Below are 16,439 nucleotides of genomic sequence, written 5' to 3'. Positions count from 1 at the left end.
AGGTAGGGCTTTCATCGCGCCACATAGACCTTCTACACACATGACAGGCAACGTATTTCCTACTTGACAGGTAGCGTTTCCAACTATTGCTGCTCGGCGCATAGTCTGCCGATGTGCCAGCGCCACGAACTTATTGCGAGTGCCCTCACCTGTTTGGGAAGAATCTTGCCGCAGCGAGAACGGCTCGGCCACGCGACGGAAAGCGCAGTGCGGAATGGTTCGCTGCCGCAACCCACCATGCAGTCAGCTTCATTGCGCAGGCCTGAATGAAAGAGCTCGGGCTCAACCGCAAGACAATCGCCGCCGAAATGGGAACGAGCCAGGAATACTTGGGCCGCGTATTCCGCGGTGAAATCGCACTTTCCGCTCAGGTGCTTGGCGGACTCGAAATGGTGCTTGGCCCGCTCACGTTCGTCGCTCGGGAAGTCCCAACGCAAGCGAACGCGCCGCGCTACCGAACTACCGACGCTATTGCCGCAGCCAAGAATCGCGAGAAAGAGTTAATGAAACGTCGGGAGGTACGCACACAACAGCGCGGATAGCCTGACGCTATTCGTCCAACGATTTGGCGGTGCCGCTCACTCTGGAGTGTCTGAACCGGCACTGTCAACGACAGTCGTAACCGACGCTCAGCACATACTCGAGACCGGAAATTGCGAGGATCGCCGAATGCCTTCGGACGATGCGACTTATCAACGCATGGTTTGTGCGAACGCTTCCGTTTCGGAAGAGGTTCCTGATACACGTTCACGTTTCACGCGCCGATAGATGCTGAGGGCGCGCAGCGCCGACACGATTGCGACAAGATCAACGATTTCTTGCAAGAGGGCACCCAACACTGCTGGAAGAAACCCAAAGGCTGCGACAATCATCAACCCCACCGAGATGATGATTCCAATCCAGATCGATTGCAGTGCGATCGCAACGGTACGGCGGGCGACGTACATCACATCGGCTACCCGAGAAATGTCATCCGCGGTAATTACGGCAGAAGCTGATTCACTTGCCACGGTCGCACCGCGCCCGGCCATCGCGATCCCCACATCCGCGGCCGCGAGCACGGGGGCATCGTTGATGCCGTCACCGACCATGAGCACTGGCCCGGGGCTCATCGCCTGCACGAGCTCCACCTTGGTCTGCGGTGTCGTCTCGGCATGCACTGTCGTGATGCCCGCCTCGTGCGCAATAGACTCTGCGGTCGGCGCGACGTCTCCGGTCACCATTGCGATCTCGGCGACCCCGGCTGCTCGCAGACGAGCCACGGTGTCGGCAGCCCGCGGGCGAAGCGGGTCGGAAAGCACAATTACGCCGGCAAGCTCCTGACCAACGGCAACATAAACAGCGGTTTCGCCCGCAGCCAAGGTGGGGCGGGCGATGTGCCCAGTTACTTCTTCGATGAATGTGGGCTTCCCAACCCGCACCTGCGTGCCGTCAGTAAACTCGGCATGAACACCGTTCGTTGCCACTTCATCCGCTCGTACAACTTGTGGAAGTGTTAGCTTTTGAACCCGCGCCGCTGCAATGATCGGTTCGGCGAACACGTGTACCGAGGACTGTTCGGCGGCCGCCGCGAGTTGCAGCGTTTCCTTGGCCGTGCGTGCCTCCGGGTGAATGTTGACGACATCGGCTTTACCTTGTGTGAGGGTTCCGGTTTTGTCGAAGGCCGCCGAGCGGACACGGGCGAGCACTTCAAGCGCGCCGCCGTCTTTGATAATGACGTTCAGCTTCGCCGCCGAACTCATGCCGCCCATAAACGCGACCGGAGTGGCTATCAGGAGTGGGCAGGGCGTAGCGACGACCAGCACCTCAGCGAATCGCACCGGGTCACCGCTAAAAAACCAGGCGGCACCTGCAATCAGCAGTGCCAGTATCGTGAAGGGAACCGCGTACCGGTCAGCAAGTCGCACCATCGGTGCTCGCGAATCGACGGCCGCTTCGACGAGCTTCACGATGCCGGCGTAGTTCGATTCGCTCGCAACCTTTTCGGCCCTCATGGTGAGACTTTCGGTGCCGTTCACTGTTCCCGACAACAACGTGTCACCAGCTTGGTAGCTCACCGGCAGTGACTCACCGGTCACCGATGATTCGTCGATGCTCGCCTGGTCAGAAACGAGCGTGCCGTCAACGGGCAGCACTTCCGAAGAGCGCACGAGCAACTGATCGCCGACCGCCACGTCATCGATATGAATGCGTTGTACTTCACCCGTGATTCGGTCAACCCGCTGGGCGTAGGCGGGGGCGCGGTTTAAGAGTGTGTCGAGCTCACGACTCGCGCGCCGTGCCGCCACTGCTTCGAGTGCTTCGCCACCGGTGAGCATCAACGCGATGATGAGTCCAGCAACATATTCCTGTACCGCGAGGGTGGCAATCATCGCGACGACGGCGAGCACGTCGAGTCCCCAGTGCCCACTCATGAGGTCGCGGATCATGCCGATCGCAGTAGTCACGATTACTACGCCCACGACAAGGAAGGCTGTGATCGTGAGTGCGGTCTGTTGCCCGGTGGCCCAGAGTGTCACTCCAGTTATCAGACCAATGATGACAAAGACCATGAGCAGTCGACTCCGCAGGAACTGCAGCGTTTCGCGAAACAGCCCCGGCTTTGTTGCGGGGGCTGCCGGTGGAGAAATCGTCTGTGTCACAGTATCGCCTCGTTTTCGTATTTGGCTTTATTGCACATGGGCCGCGAGTGCCGTGAGCGCATCTGCATCGAGGATCGTGACACGATCTTTCGCCTCATGGAGGATGATTCCAGACTCACTGAGGGCGCGCAGCTGGCGGCTCAGTGACTCCGGAGTCGTATCGAGGAGCGACGCGATGTCTTTCTTAGTCAATGGAAGCTCAACTACGGCGTTGTGATCTGTCGTGGGTTGCGTCGGGAGGGTGAGGAGGTAGTCGGCGAGGCGGGAACTCACATTGCCGGATATCACCGCGGCCAATCGGGCTTCCGCTTCACCAAGCCGCCTGCTCACACCCTGCAGCATCCGCAATCCGATGCTCGCGTGCTTCTCAACGAGCTTGCCGAGATCGTCATGACGGAACACGCACAGCTGCGCAGCTTCGAGCGCGGTTGCAGCGTGATCGGGTCTCGTTCCGGTAAGGAATGCGGATTCGCCAATGAAGTCGCCCGGGCCGAGCACCCGGATGATTTGTTCGTGTCCGTCAGACCTTATCCGCGAGATTTTGATGCGTCCGGTGTGCACCACCATTAGCTGTGACACGTCGCTACCGGCGCCATAGACCTGCTGCAACCGGTCGAGCTGCGTGGGGTGCGCGACGCGGGCAACCTCAAGCTGCTCCTCGTAGCTCAGCCCTTGGAACAGGGGTACCAGGCTCACGCACAGTTCTGCTGCTTCACTCATCGCTGATGGCAGTGGCAGTGATGTTGACAAAGATGCTCCTTTCCTTCTCCTCCAGTATGGCAATGCGGTGGAATCAGGTGGTCACGACGACCTTGCCGGTGGCGTGCCCGGATTCGACGACGGCGACCGCGGTACGTGCGTCCACGAGCGCGAACTGCTGCTCCACGTGCGGATCAACGAGTCCGTACTCAACCACGCCAGTGATCTTCGCGAGGCTCTCAGCGGTGCGTACCAGCCCGGCTCCACCAAGATCAGACGCGGTTGCCGCATCGACGGCACTGACAATATTCTTGGGATTCTTCACGAGAGTGGCGAACTCGCGCAGAACCTCACCACCAACGAGGTCAAGAATGAGATCCACCCCATCTGAAGCGATTGCACGCGCCCGTTCGGCGGCACCTTCGCCTGAAAGGATGAAGGCTGCGCCGGTCGATGTGATGAGTTGTTGCTTAGATGCACTCCCGACCCCGATGACCGAGAATTTGTGAACGCGACCGATCTGGGCGGCCATGAGTCCGACGCCACCACCTGACCCGATGATCAGCATTGTTTGACCAGGCTCTAATTCGATCTGGTGAGTGAGGTCGTATGCGGTGGCACCAGCCACCGGAAGTACCGCAGCGTCAGCAAAGGAAATCTGCTCGGACTTCTGCACCGTGCGTGCAGCCGCCAGCACTGCGTGTTCAGCGATGCCTCCGAATTCTTCTGCCACAACTCCCAGGACTGCGTCGCCGATAGAGAAGCCAGAGACGTTGTCGCCGACTGCCCTGACGATTCCGGACGCCTCGAACCCCATCTCTTTGGGCAGCGTGTGATGTGTCCCGAATCGCCCCTCGCGAGTCTTCCAGTCAGCGGGGTTCACTCCAGCCGCTTTCACCTCAATCGCGACCTGATCCGGGCCGGGTGTGGGCATCGGACGCTCGATGATCTGTTCGGTCTCAGGTCCACCGTATGAGGTAAAAACGAGTACTTTCGACATCGCTGTGTGCACTTCCTGTGGCCTCAGTCGGTTTCAGTGTGCGCCCTGTGGAGGCGCGTCCTCGCCCGAAGCTTCGGCAGCATCCGCCAACTCCTTCGTGGCAAACACTGTGTCGATCGAATGTTCGGGCGGTGAATAGACCGTGTAGATCACGAGGGGTTCGTCACCCGTGTTGCGGAAGTTGTGGCGGGTACCAGCGGGAACTGCGCACAGGTCTCCGGCATCGACGGCATGGGTGTGACCATCAAGGTCGGCCTGGCCGGTGCCAGAGATGAATGTCAAGAGTTGATCGGTGGTGTCGTGCACCTCGTCACCGATTTCGCCTCCCGCGGGGATCGTCATCACCACCAGTTGGGAGTTTTCTCCTGTCCAGAGCACTTTACGGAAGTCTGGGTTCGCCTTGGCAACGTCAGTGATGATGAAGTGCTTCACGTTCCCGGTGACCGTGTGTTGTTGTTCGTTCATGTTTTCTTCTGCCTTTCTGAGAATTTCGATTAGCGGGTTCTATAGCGATGTTGCGCTGACGGCAGTGGTGTTCGTGCGCTCAGCTTTCGGCAGGGTTGTGTCTTCGCGTGTGTTGCGGAGCAGCCGCATGGCGTTGAGGATCACGATGAGCACCGACCCTTCGTGCACCAGCATCCCGAGCGACATCGTTACGCCTCCGGCGAAGACACCGATCAGCAGCAGGATCACGGTGATGAGCGCGATGGCAATGTTCTGTCGCATCACACTCACGGTGCGCTTGGCAAGACGGATCGCTTCTGGAAGCTTTAGGAGGTTGTCGCCCATCAGGGCGATATCTGCGGTCTCTACCGCTACCGCGGAGCCGGCGGCCCCCATGGCGACCCCGATATCGGCCGTCGCCAGGGCAGGGGCGTCGTTCACACCGTCGCCGACCATGGCGACGACATACCCTTCGCGCTGCATTTGTGCCACCGCATCGAGTTTGTCTTCGGGTAAGAGCGATGCGTGAATCTCGTCGATACCGGTTGCCTGTCCGATCGATTCGGCAACGAGGCGGGTGTCGCCGGTGAGCATGACCACCTTCTTGACGCCGCTGGCATGCAGTCGCCGGATCATCTCGGGCGCGTCTTCACGTATCGCATCCGCGACAGCGAGCACACCGATGACGGCGTCGTCCACCGCGACAATCATCGGCGTCTTGCCCGCCGCCGCCATCTCGTTCGCTGCCACTGCCGAACCCGCATCGTTGTCAATGCCGTACTGCTCAAGCAGTGCCGCATTGCCTATCAACACGCGCCCGCCGTCAACGTCGGCAACGATCCCCTTCCCGTTCACGGGGGTGACCGTGCCCGGGACGTCTACCGGCGCAACGCCTTCCGCACGAGCAGTGTCAAGGATGGGGCGGGCGAGCGGATGCTCGGAACCGGCCTCGGCTGCCGCCGCCCAGCGCAGCACGTCTCGACGCTCAAGTGCGGGATCGAGCACGACAATTTCGGCGAGTACGGGGCGGCCCTCGGTGAGGGTGCCGGTCTTGTCGACAGCGACGGCCGAGATCTTCGCGGAGGTCTCCAGGTATTCGCCACCCTTAATCAAAATTCCGTTGCGGGCAGAGCGCCCGATCCCCGCGACAATCGCCACCGGGATCGAGATCACCAGTGCTCCGGGGCAACCGATCACCAGCAGCGTCAAGCCCAGCACTACGTCGCCAGAGATGAGTCCCGCAGCAAGGGCAAGGACCATTACAGCCGGTGTGTACCATTTCGAGAATCGGTCGATGAATGCTTGCGTCTTCGCTTTCGCATCCTGCGCCTCCTCCACCCTGTGGATGATGCGTGCAAGGGTCGTGTCCGCTCCGATGCCCGTCGCCATGACTTGCAGGAATCCGCCGCGCGAGATGGTGCCTGCGAACACGTGATCGGACTTGGCTTTCTCGACCGGAATGGACTCGCCGGTGATCGATGCCTCATCGATCGCGCCCGTACCCGAGACGACCTGCCCGTCAACGGGCACTTTCGCACCGTTCTTGACGAGCACGATCTCACCCATGCGCACCTGCCCCGCGGGGATCTCCACCTGGTCACCATTTCGGAGCACCACGGCACGGTCGGGGGCCACCGAAACTAGGGCAGCGAGGGCGGCACGCGTCTTGTTCATCGTGCCCGCTTCGAGAGCGTGACCGATCGCGAACAAGAACGTGACCGCGGCCGCTTCCCAGAAGTTGCCGATGATGATCGCGCCGATGGCGGCAATCGAGACCAGCAAATCGATGCTGATGAACTTGACCATCAGCGCACGGAACGCCTTGACGACGATACCGTAGCCCGCAACAACGGCCGCGGCAAGCATGAACGCATTGGCGAGCGTGAACACCTCACCCGACCCGTGTGCGTGCTCACCCGCATGCACCCACCACCGCAGGCTCACGGTAACATTCAGGCCGCCGTCGAAGAGGTGCTCGATGCCGAACGAGATGAGAATTAGGACGCCGGACACGACCGGCACAAACCAGTTGCCGTACCTCCATTTGCGAACCACGTTCACGACCTCACCGCCCTTCGTATCGATGAAATGCGTGTTAGAACGCGGAGACCTTGGACGTGTAACCAGCCTTGCCGACCGCGGCGATCAGATCGTCGACCGAGGCCTTGGTCTCGTCATGATCAACCTCGACACGACCGGAAGCGAAGTGAACGGTGACGTTGTCGACGCCGTCCAAGCGGCCGACCTGCTTCTCGATCTTGGCGACGCAGGAGGGACACGAGAAGCCCTCAGCGCGTAGCAGTGTGTGAGTGGTTTCGGATGCGTTGCTCATGGTGATACCTTTCTCTCTCTATGTCAACATCAGGCGTTGACCGGGACTTCTTCCCGATGTGTGATGCTTACGCTACCGAGGAGCGTGAATTTTGGCCTTGACGCAGATCAAGTCGAAGACTCACGGAAAGGACAGGCCTCTTCACTTCGTGGGTGGTGGTCAGAGAATGACCCATCCAGCGAGAGCTGAGACGATGACAACTGCCCATGCAGGGGCCTTCCAAGCGGTGAGGGCAACAAACGCAGCAGCAGCGACGACAAGCGCGAGTGTGCTGGTGATCCCTTCGGTGAACACTGGCGTGTAAAGCGCCGCCGCGAGCAGGCCGACGACCCCCGCGTTCACTCCCATGAGGGCACGCTGCATGTACGGCGCGCGTCGCAAACCTTCCCAGAACGGCAGCACCCCGACGACCAGGAGCGTTGCTGGGAGAAAGACTGCACACAATGCAATCGCTGCTCCAAGGAGCCCCGATGGTGAAGTTTCAGCGACCGTGCCGAGGTAAGCCGCGAACGTGAACAGTGGGCCAGGTACAGCTTGCGCGGCACCGTAACCAGCGAGGAACGTGTCTTGTGCAATGAGCCCGGTCTGCACGGTCTCTGCCTGTAACAGTGGTAGCACAACGTGCCCGCCTCCGAACACGAGCGCTCCGGCCCGGTAGAAGATATCGAAGAGTCCGACGGCAGCATTCCCGGTCGAGGCGGCGAGAATCGGCAATCCCGCGAGTAAAGCGCCGAAGACCACGAGGCTGCTCACTGCGACCGAGCGTGGCACCCGCACCGTGAAGGGCACCGCGTCACCTCCTGTGGCAAGGCTAGGGCGCAACCACAGCAGGCCCGCGATTCCGGCAGTGACAATGGCTCCGACCTGAGCGACGATATTTGGTACGAGTAGCACGATGGTCATCGTGGCTACCGCGATTGTCGCCCTCCGTGCGTCCGGAGTAAGTGTGCGGGCCATGCCAAGCACCGCGTGAGCGACAACGGCGACTGCCGCTGCTTTGAGCCCAAGGATCCAGCCTGCATTCGCCATATCGCCGAGGGAAGTAACTCCATAAGCGAAGGCGATGAGCAGAATCGCTGAGGGAAGCGTGAATCCTGCCCACGCGGCTAGCAGCCCGCCAAATCCTGCCCGGTTGCAGATCGTTGATCTCCTCGCGATTGGAGACCGGTCGCCGGGAGAATTGCAGGCCGAAATTGGTGTGAGTTCGAACCTGCTCGCCCACCACCTTCGGGTTCTCGATGCCGAGGGTATCGTTACCCGCAACCGCTCCGAAGGGGATGGCCGTCGCTTCTACGTTCGACTAATGCCCGACACGTTAATAAGTCATGCGCCGGTACCCAAGCTGCCTGCACGGCGGATCGTATTCATCTGCACCGGGAACTCTGCGCGTTCCCCGCTCGCAGCAGCCTACTGGTCGACTGTGAGCCGAATCCCCGCCACCTCAGCGGGCACGCACCCGTCTGGCCACACCTCACCGAAAGCCATTGTGATCGCTAACCGTCACGGCCTCGATCTCACAGGACACACCCCGCAGCGCATCAGCTCCATATGCCTTGAGGGTGATTTAGTGGTCACCCTCTGTGATCGTGCACGCGAAGAACTAGCTCTGACGAGTGCGCTCCACTGGTCTATCCCTAACCCAGGGAAGATCGGCACAACCCAAGCTTACGAAGCGGCGTTCCGCGAAATCCGTCGGCGAGCAGCCGTTCTCGACACCTATTATTCCACCACTCAGTAGATGTACCTTTCCGTCGCACGATGCGCTCCGCTTGCAAGCTTGCGCTTGTATCGAATACTCTCTATATAGAGAGTCATCGAAGTAATGGCAGATCGAGCCTCGCTCTGCGTTTGCACGTCGATTCTCTGCCCCTTTCGAATTGAGGACATTATGACGAGCACCGAATGCACTCCCACGCCGACCCATGCGATCGGCAATGAAGCCGCCGTCACCGTTGCCGCCACGCTGAAAGCGATCGCCGACCCGCTGCGTTTGCGCATGCTGTCTGCAATCGCAAGCGATCCGCGCGGCGAGGCATGCGTATGTGATCTTGCCGAACTGGCGGACGTCTCGCAGCCCACCATCTCGCACCATCTCCGGGTAATGAAAGACACCGGACTGCTCGCGTCGGAGCGACGTGGCACCTGGGTGTACTACCGCATCCCTCCGACGCGAAAAACAGCCGTGACCGCACTGCTCGACTCGTTCGCCCCGGCAACCGTGGTTGCGCTTCCGAGCGATGTTAACGACCGAGCAAAGACACTCGCAATCCTCGATTCGCGAGTAGAACGACTGGCACTTGAAATCGCTGACGAGACACAGCACCTGAACCGAGATCTCGTCATCACGATCGTCCGCGAGTCGTATGCCGCACTGCTACGTACCGCGAGGCTGACGCAGCACTTGATCCCGCTCACCGAGCGCTTCGCCCGACAACGCCTCGCCGATCTGGATAGAGATCGCGAGGCTGGGGTTCCTCAAGTGCTGTTCGTGTGCCTCGCAAATGCGGGCAGGTCACAACTTGCTGCTGCCCTGGTGAACCAGCTCGCGGACGGCAAGGTCGTCGCCCGCTCAGCAGGATCGACGCCCGCGGCTGGCGTGCATCCACGGGTCCGATCGCTGCTGGTCGAGATCGAGGGTGATGAGGACGCATCCGCCGCATTCCCCAAACCGCTCACGGATGATGCCGTGCGCGCTGCCGATGTCGTGGTCACGATGGGCTGTGGTGACGTCTGCCCTGTCATTCCCGGAGTGCGCTACGAAGACTGGTCCGTTGGCGACCCCGTCCTCGCCTCCGACGAAGGCGTCGCCGCCATCCGGGACGACATCGAAGCACGGGTCAAGCACCTCCTCGACACACTCACCAGCCACTCAGAGAATGCAATCAAGCAATGACACATACAACCAAACCGAGCGTCCTGTTCGTCTGCGTCCACAATGCCGGACGTTCCCAGATGGCCGCGGGCTACCTGCGACACCTTGCGGGCGACCACATCGAAGTCCGTTCGGCGGGATCCATCCCGGCCGAGCACATCAACCCTGTCGCTGTTGAAGCCATGCACGAAGAGGGCATTGACATCGCCGGTGAATCCCCCAAGGTACTTACGGACCAGGCCGTGCAGGAATCCGACGTCGTGATCACCATGGGGTGCGGCGATGCTTGCCCGTACTACCCGGGCAAGCGGTACGAAGACTGGGTCCTTGATGATCCGGCAAGCCAAGGTATCGACGCGGTGAGACCGATCCGTGACGAGATCAAGCAGCGCGTCGAGCACCTCATCACCTCACTTCAGATCGACGACGACGCCCTCAATGCGGTGCCCTCAGTGCTCTTCGTGTGCAAGAAGAACGGCGGCAAATCGCAAATGGCAGCCGCCCTCATGCGGCAACATGCAGGCGGCGCGGTTCGCGTGTGGTCTGCGGGAACCGCACCAGGCGAAGCGCTGAACGATCTGTCGGAAGCGTCCGTGGCGGAGATCGGCGGGACGATGGACGGCGAGTACCCAAAGCCAATCGACCTTGAAATACTGCGGACAGCCAGCCGCATCATCGTGCTCGGGGCCGAGGCCATCGTCGAGCCGGTGCCGGGAATGCTGGGGAAGATTGAGATTTGGCAGATCGACGAACCTTCCTTGCGCGGTATCGAAGGCGAAGAGCGTATGCGCCTGGTTCGCGACGACATTGCCGCGAAAGTACGCGACCTGGCGATCGAACTTGCGGATCAATCTCTTCGATGACCATCAGCACAGCACCGAACGGTCGTCATCCACGCCCGCACCGGGATGCACAAGCCAATCCTGCAGAGGCACTGTGGCGGCGCGCCATCGCCGAAGCAATCGGCGCGGGCTTGCTTGTGGCGATCGTGGTCGGCTCGGGAATCGCCGCGCAGCGGCTTTCCCCGAACGATTCGGGGCTCATGCTGTTGGAGAATTCCCTGGCCACGGCGCTAGGACTCGCGGTGCTGATCGCAATGTTTCAGCAACTCTCCGGCGCACACTTCAATCCGATTGTCACGCTCGCTGATCAAGCGCTCGGTGCCCGTCGATCCGTCGTTGAGATCGGCGTGTACGTTGTCGCGCAAATGGCAGGCGGTATCGGTGGCGCCGTGCTCGCAAATGCTATGTTCTCCGTTCCCACGAGCATTTCGGCAACCGAGCGTGCGACAGCCAGCCATTTGCTGGCTGAAATCGTTGCGACGGCAGGCCTGGTGCTTGTCATCTTCGCGCTCGTGCGCAGTGGCCGCACCTCCGTGATCGGCCCAGCGGTGGGAGCCTATATCGGTGCGGCCTACTGGTTCACATCTTCGACCTCGTTCGCGAACCCCGCAGTGACCATCGGCCGTATCTTTACCGATACATTCGCGGGGATTGCACCCACGTCTGCGCTCCCTTTCCTCGGCGCGCAGCTCATCGGCGCCGCAATTGGTGTGGCGCTGACCATTATTCTGTTCCCATCTCGAAAGCACTGACTTCGTGCGGCGTTAGATCCGCCAGGCGGAGACCGACACGTGGCAGTATCGTGAAACGAACACGGGTGTCAGGGACATTTCAGCCACGCGGCACATTCGAAATGCCCGAGCACGCAGGCGAGCGATCTATTAGAAGCAAGACTGAGGATTTCTGGAACACCTTGACGGCCCTACGTATGAGTCAGCCCTTGCGGCCGCAGTGTAGCCCTGATGAGCATTAGGGCTGAAGCTGCCCGTCACGATTTGTGCGAACTCTCAGAGTCCACTTGCAATTCACCTGTCACGCGGCGAATTAGTTGGTTGTCCAACGATTAGAACTTCGGGAGATTCTAGCTTGGATGGCGAGACTGAGAGACCAATAAATCCCAGATCAACAGGTTTCGTAAATAGCCCCGTAACTTTATTGAGAGTCCTTCATCGCGCATGATTGGACTCTCAATAAAATTACGGGAATCGTCGGCCTGGGTGCCGGGCACGCACGCAGCCTCCTCAGGCATCTACTGGGTGGGTTTCACCGACGAACCCGAGTACTTCAAACAGAGCAGGTCCGGATAGTTACTGATTGAGAAACCGCTCGGCGCTGCGCTCCGGTGTGAGGTCGAGTCGTCGAAGCAGTTGCGCGTTCAGTGCGACAACAATCGTAGACGCCGACATCAGGAGTGCCCCCACGCTCATCGGCAGCACGAAGCCGATGGGCGCGAGAACACCAGCTGCGAGCGGCACAGCCAGGATGTTATAGCCAGCAGCCCACCAGAGGTTTTCTTTCATCTTTCGGTACGCGGCCCGGGAAAGCTCAATAATCGACAGCACCGATCGGGGATCAGAACTGGCGAGGATCACACCTGCGGAACCGATCGCGACATCGGTACCTGCACCGATCGCGATGCCCACATCGGCTTGTGCCAGCGCCGGGGCGTCGTTGACGCCGTCACCAACCATCGCGACCTTTTTTCCTTCGTGCTGCAGCTCGGCGACTTTCGCTGCCTTATCTTCCGGACGAACGCCTGCAAACACTCGATCGATACCAAGTTCCTGGGCGACGTGGTCCGCGACTGCTTGGGCATCACCAGTAATCATGACCACCTGCGCACCCGTGGCATGAAGAGCGTCCACCGTCTGTCGCGACTCAGCTCGAATCTCGTCCGCCAAACGCAACGCCCCGATCACCTCCCCGTCAGCAAGCACATGCAAAATAATTGCACCCTCTTGGCGCCATTCATCCGCGACCGCCAGCTCGGTTAGGCCATGCTGTTCAAGCAAGTTCGGTCCACCAACCTCAACCACAGCGTCAGCCACAGTAGCCCGCACCCCTACCGCTGGCGAAGACGTGAAATCAGTCGCCGTGGCAAGCGTAAGTTCGCGCGTTTCGGCCGCCCCAATGATGGCTTTCCCGAGCGGATGCTCGCTATAAGACTCCGCAGCCGCCGCCAGTGCGAGCACTTGTCCCGACGAATGCCCGGGGACAGGCTCGATCCTCGTCACCGTGGGTTCACCCTTCGTGAGAGTACCTGTCTTGTCGAACAGCACGGCGTCGACCAAACGCATCGACTCGAGCGCAAGCCGATCCTTAATCAGTACCCCGCCGCGAGCAGAGCGCTCGGTAGCGATCGACACAACGAGCGGAATCGCGAGTCCCAACGCGTGCGGGCATGCGATCACCAAGACCGTGATCGCGCGAACCACAGCAGCATCTGGCATCCCCAGGACAAGCCATACGATCGCGGTGACCACTGCCGAACCCAGCGCATACCAGAACAACCAGCCCGCGGCTTTGTCCGCAAGCCGTTGCGCCCGAGATGAGGAAGCTTGCGCATCGGCGACAAGTTTCTGGATCCCAGCAAGCGTTGTGTCATCGCCGGTCGCGGTCACTTCGACCCGAAGTCCCGAATCAGTCGCGACCGTTCCGGCGACGACCTGCTCGCCAATCGATCGCCGTACACTCTTGGACTCGCCGGTCACCATCGACTCGTCCATACTTGCCGATCCCTCGATAACGCGACCATCCGTCGGCACGGCAGCACCGGGGCGAACGATGACGACGTCACCGGTCTGAAGATCCGTTGGTAACACGGTGATGATGTCGTCACCAACGACCTTCTCTGCTTCGTCGGGAAGCAGCGCCGCCAGCGAATCCAGCGCCGAGGTCGTTTGCGCGAGTGAGCGCATTTCAATCCAGTGCCCGAGCAGCATGATGACGACGAGAAGTGCCATCTCCCACCAAAAATTGAGCTCATGACTCAGCACACCAAGGCTCGCCCCAACCGACGCGAGAAACGCGACCGTGATCGCAAGTCCGATGAGAAGCATCATCCCAGGTTTACGTGCCCGGATCTCATCCCATGCACCGGTGAGGAATGGTGCACCTCCCCAGAAATAAACCATGCTCCCAAGAATCGGGGATACCCAAGGCACCCATGCGACGTCCGGAAGCGAGTAGCCGAGAATGTCGGCAAACATATCGTTGAACCCGACCACCGGGATGGCAAGGACGAGCATGATCAAAAACAGACGCCGGTATTGCGCTACGTGGTCACCATGGCCAGCGTGGCTGTGATGCCCAGTAAGACCATCGTGACCAGCGTGGTTGTGGTGCCCGGTGTCATCTCGATGGCCAGCAAGATCATAGGTCTCACCACTATGCGCGTGAGCCTCCTGCTGGCTGTGGTCGTCGTGAGCAGAAGTTCGATCATGCTCGGTCGCGTTTAGGTCGTGATGGTGACGGTGCTCTTCGCTCATCGCAGTACTCTCTCTTCAATGTTGAACGGATGATTTGGTCAGCAAGCAATCTGGTCAAGACGCAAGCCAGTGTTGGTAGAAGTAGTTAGGGTGAGGGTGTCTGGTTCCTAGATCGGGGCGAGATACCCGGGGAGCATGGCAGCGACTGCGGAGGGAAGCATCTGCGACCCTCCGGTGACCATCAGCCCACCGATCACTATGAGCAGCGTTCCGCCTGCGATGTGGATGGTGCGGATAAGGGGGCGAAGCCAGGCCAGAGTCTTCGTGGCACGCCCCAGCCCGAGCGCAAATAACGTCGCGCCCAGCGCCACGCGCCGCTGACTGGTGACTGTGTTGGTATTCATCTGCTGCGGTCGTATCTCAACTGGAGTCTTACCCGAGCCGGCGTCTTGACCGGATACCGCCCCGACTAGGCCCAGGTATCTGGGTACCACCGGCAAAATGCATGAGGAGGCGAACGAGACCAGACCTGCCAGGAGCGCGAGCGGCAGTGCAACGAGCAGCTGGCCGCTCATAATGATCTCGCCCGGGCTACTGGCGAGCGCGACAGCGATGAATCCGCTCATTTTTCCGCTACCCCTATACGTGTTCGGCCTCTCGGATCCCAAAGCGGGCGAACGTTCCAGCGGTACATGTATCTACCCTTTCTTGTCCTAGCAACTACCTGACTGCCTGCGTTGTGCTGCACCGGACTGCTGTCCGGTGCAGCACAATTTCTCGAACAGTTAAGTGAGGCGAAGCGTCGTGATGCAGGTCGCTGCATCGCTCGAGGTGACGACTTCTGCCGTACCGCTGCGGCCTGCTTGACTGATTTGGATAGTGCCTTCAAGGTCGCGCGGCAGCCAATAGCCGATGAAGCCGTTTTCGTAGGTGGTCGTGACTTCGTCGACCAACACTTCCCTCGTGTTTTCATCGATGATCTGCACGTCGATTTCTTGGTTCGCAAGCTCCCCGCGGCAGGTCGTCAGGCTATGGAAGTAGCAGTCGTGGGTCTGTTCCAAGTAGGGCGCGATGGAGACGTATGCAAGGTCGTCTGGCAAGTCCAGCGATGTTTCTTCCTGACCGTCAGAGATTAGGAGAGTGTCAGGACGTACCGAGGCGATCAAGTCAGTCGGGCGATCCGCGACTTCCATCTTGTCGAGAGAGTCGATGATTTCAGTCGTGGACATGTCAGCAAGGCCGTGCTTATTCAGCAGCGGCGAGGACTCAGGCGCTTTCGCCGTCGAGGTCGGAGCGCAGCCAGCCAGGGCAAAACCGATAATTGAGGCACTGGCCAGCAGCGTGACGAGTCGCTTCATAAAAGAAGTTCCTTTCATCGGCCCTCATCCCGTCGACGTACAAGACGCCGACGATATGAGAGCCGAATGGTAAGTGTTGAGATTCGAATGCCGAAAAGACGGCAGCGAGTGAGGGGCTAGAGCGTCTCGAGAATTTCGCGCATCGTGTCGATTTCGCTGTTCTGCGTAGCGGTGATGTCTTCAGCCATCGCGATCGCTTCGGGGTTGGAGCCGGAAGCGATTTCCTCCTGGGCCATGTCGACGGCCCCTTCGTGGTGGGCAATCATCTGTTCAAGAAAGAGTCGGCTTGCGTCAGGCCCGGCTGCACTTTCGAGGGCTGCCATGTCATCGTCCGACATCATCCCGTCCATACTGCCGTGATCCATGTCGCCGTGACCCATGTCAGGAGACACCGGTTCGCCCCAAGCCTCGAGCATGTTGTTGAGCTGGTCGATCTCGGGCTGTTGGGCGCCTTTGATTTCTTCCGCCAGTTCGGTGACGCGCGGGTCGACGTCCTCTTTCGCGAGGATGATGTCGGACATTTCAATAGCCTGAGCGTGATGAGGGATCATCATGCGCGCGAACGTCACGTCAGCGTCGTTGAACTCGGAACTGACGCTCGGCGAGGGTGAGGCGTTCTCAGCGCTGTCGGTGGGAGAACCGTTGCTGCAGGCGGCAAGAGCCAACGAGACAGTCAACAGTGCGGAGACAACAAATATCGTGCGAATCTTCAAAGTGGTTCCAATCAAATCGGGTGAGCAATAACGACGCGTCATCGCAAGGCACTTTGTGGCACCTCGCAATGTGCGTGGAAATCAGGTCCGACTGATGGAAAGTTCTTGG

At 60.0% G+C, this 16,439-nt stretch carries 16 protein-coding genes and 1 pseudogene; 6 read left to right on the top strand and 11 right to left on the bottom strand.

The genetic code is table 11. The features are described from left to right. The first annotated feature begins 266 nt into the window (after positions 1-266). Positions 267-542: a helix-turn-helix domain-containing protein gene (locus ACTHXA_RS00985; protein ID WP_441668422.1), complete on the top strand. Its 276-nt coding sequence runs from the start codon at positions 267-269 to the stop codon at positions 540-542. A gap of 150 nt (positions 543-692) precedes the next feature. Here the strand turns inward: ACTHXA_RS00985 and ACTHXA_RS00980 are convergent, their stop codons facing one another. The 7 genes from ACTHXA_RS00980 to chrA form a co-directional block, all read right to left on the bottom strand. Beyond that, entirely contained in the window at positions 693-2,552 is a 1,860-nt protein-coding gene (locus tag ACTHXA_RS00980) for a heavy metal translocating P-type ATPase (RefSeq protein WP_441668652.1), read from the bottom strand. Positions 2,553-2,669: 117 nt separating this feature from the next. Beyond that, positions 2,670-3,392 carry a Crp/Fnr family transcriptional regulator gene (locus ACTHXA_RS00975; protein WP_441668420.1) on the bottom strand — a complete coding sequence of 241 codons (723 nt, stop codon included), beginning with the start codon at positions 3,390-3,392 and terminating at the stop codon, positions 2,670-2,672. 43 nt (positions 3,393-3,435) lie between these two features. Beyond that, positions 3,436-4,341 carry an NADP-dependent oxidoreductase gene (locus ACTHXA_RS00970; RefSeq protein ID WP_441668418.1) on the bottom strand — a complete coding sequence of 302 codons (906 nt, stop codon included), beginning with the start codon at positions 4,339-4,341 and terminating at the stop codon, positions 3,436-3,438. A 33-nt stretch (positions 4,342-4,374) separates the two neighbouring features. After that, positions 4,375-4,806 (bottom strand): cupin domain-containing protein, encoded by a 432-nt coding sequence (locus ACTHXA_RS00965; RefSeq protein ID WP_441668416.1) that lies wholly within the window; start codon positions 4,804-4,806, stop codon positions 4,375-4,377. A gap of 39 nt (positions 4,807-4,845) precedes the next feature. Continuing rightward, positions 4,846-6,846 (bottom strand): heavy metal translocating P-type ATPase, encoded by a 2,001-nt coding sequence (locus tag ACTHXA_RS00960; RefSeq protein WP_441668414.1) that lies wholly within the window; start codon positions 6,844-6,846, stop codon positions 4,846-4,848. A 34-nt stretch (positions 6,847-6,880) separates the two neighbouring features. After that, positions 6,881-7,117 carry a heavy-metal-associated domain-containing protein gene (locus ACTHXA_RS00955; protein ID WP_441668412.1) on the bottom strand — a complete coding sequence of 79 codons (237 nt, stop codon included), beginning with the start codon at positions 7,115-7,117 and terminating at the stop codon, positions 6,881-6,883. Between the two features lie 159 nt (positions 7,118-7,276). Then, entirely contained in the window at positions 7,277-8,188 is a 912-nt protein-coding gene (gene chrA / locus ACTHXA_RS00950) for a chromate efflux transporter (protein WP_441668650.1), read from the bottom strand. Positions 8,189-8,249: 61 nt separating this feature from the next. Between chrA and ACTHXA_RS00945 the strand changes: the two genes are divergently transcribed. The 5 genes and pseudogenes from ACTHXA_RS00945 to ACTHXA_RS00925 all read left to right on the top strand — a co-directional run bounded on the left by ACTHXA_RS00945 (position 8,250) and on the right by ACTHXA_RS00925 (position 11,583). Continuing rightward, positions 8,250-8,855 carry an arsenate reductase/protein-tyrosine-phosphatase family protein gene (locus ACTHXA_RS00945; protein ID WP_441668410.1) on the top strand — a complete coding sequence of 202 codons (606 nt, stop codon included), beginning with the start codon at positions 8,250-8,252 and terminating at the stop codon, positions 8,853-8,855. A gap of 150 nt (positions 8,856-9,005) precedes the next feature. Continuing rightward, a complete protein-coding gene (locus ACTHXA_RS00940) occupies positions 9,006-10,010 on the top strand; it encodes a metalloregulator ArsR/SmtB family transcription factor (RefSeq protein ID WP_441668408.1) in 1,005 nt (334 codons plus the stop codon). Next, a pseudogene (locus ACTHXA_RS00935) lies at positions 10,007-10,405 on the top strand (arsenate reductase ArsC); the annotation flags it as partial. The gene ACTHXA_RS00940 and the pseudogene ACTHXA_RS00935, both read left to right, overlap by 4 nt. Positions 10,406-10,480: 75 nt before the next feature. Continuing rightward, the gene (locus ACTHXA_RS00930; RefSeq protein WP_441668648.1) at positions 10,481-10,852 is read left to right on the top strand and encodes an arsenate-mycothiol transferase ArsC; all 372 of its coding nucleotides are present in this window, start codon (positions 10,481-10,483) and stop codon (positions 10,850-10,852) included. Continuing rightward, positions 10,849-11,583, top strand: a complete 735-nt coding sequence (locus ACTHXA_RS00925; protein ID WP_441668406.1) for an aquaporin — start codon at positions 10,849-10,851, stop codon at positions 11,581-11,583. The genes ACTHXA_RS00930 and ACTHXA_RS00925 overlap by 4 nt, the downstream gene beginning before the upstream one ends. Before the next feature lie 555 nt (positions 11,584-12,138). Here ACTHXA_RS00925 and ACTHXA_RS00920 read toward each other — a convergent pair. The 4 genes from ACTHXA_RS00920 to ACTHXA_RS00905 all read right to left on the bottom strand — a co-directional run bounded on the left by ACTHXA_RS00920 (position 12,139) and on the right by ACTHXA_RS00905 (position 16,330). Further along, entirely contained in the window at positions 12,139-14,319 is a 2,181-nt protein-coding gene (locus ACTHXA_RS00920) for a heavy metal translocating P-type ATPase (RefSeq protein ID WP_441668404.1), read from the bottom strand. 107 nt (positions 14,320-14,426) lie between these two features. Further along, entirely contained in the window at positions 14,427-14,885 is a 459-nt protein-coding gene (locus ACTHXA_RS00915) for a hypothetical protein (protein ID WP_441668402.1), read from the bottom strand. 159 nt (positions 14,886-15,044) lie between these two features. Continuing rightward, positions 15,045-15,617 (bottom strand): CueP family metal-binding protein, encoded by a 573-nt coding sequence (locus ACTHXA_RS00910; RefSeq protein ID WP_441668400.1) that lies wholly within the window; start codon positions 15,615-15,617, stop codon positions 15,045-15,047. A gap of 116 nt (positions 15,618-15,733) precedes the next feature. Next, positions 15,734-16,330 (bottom strand): DUF305 domain-containing protein, encoded by a 597-nt coding sequence (locus ACTHXA_RS00905; RefSeq protein WP_441668398.1) that lies wholly within the window; start codon positions 16,328-16,330, stop codon positions 15,734-15,736. Positions 16,331-16,439 lie beyond the last annotated feature (109 nt).

The sequence above is a fragment of the Gulosibacter sp. genome, assembly GCF_052090685.1.
Taxonomy (GTDB): Bacteria; Actinomycetota; Actinomycetes; order Actinomycetales; family Microbacteriaceae; genus Gulosibacter.
Note: the sequence above shows the minus strand (reverse complement) of the source record. Positions and strands in the feature narration are given on the sequence as shown.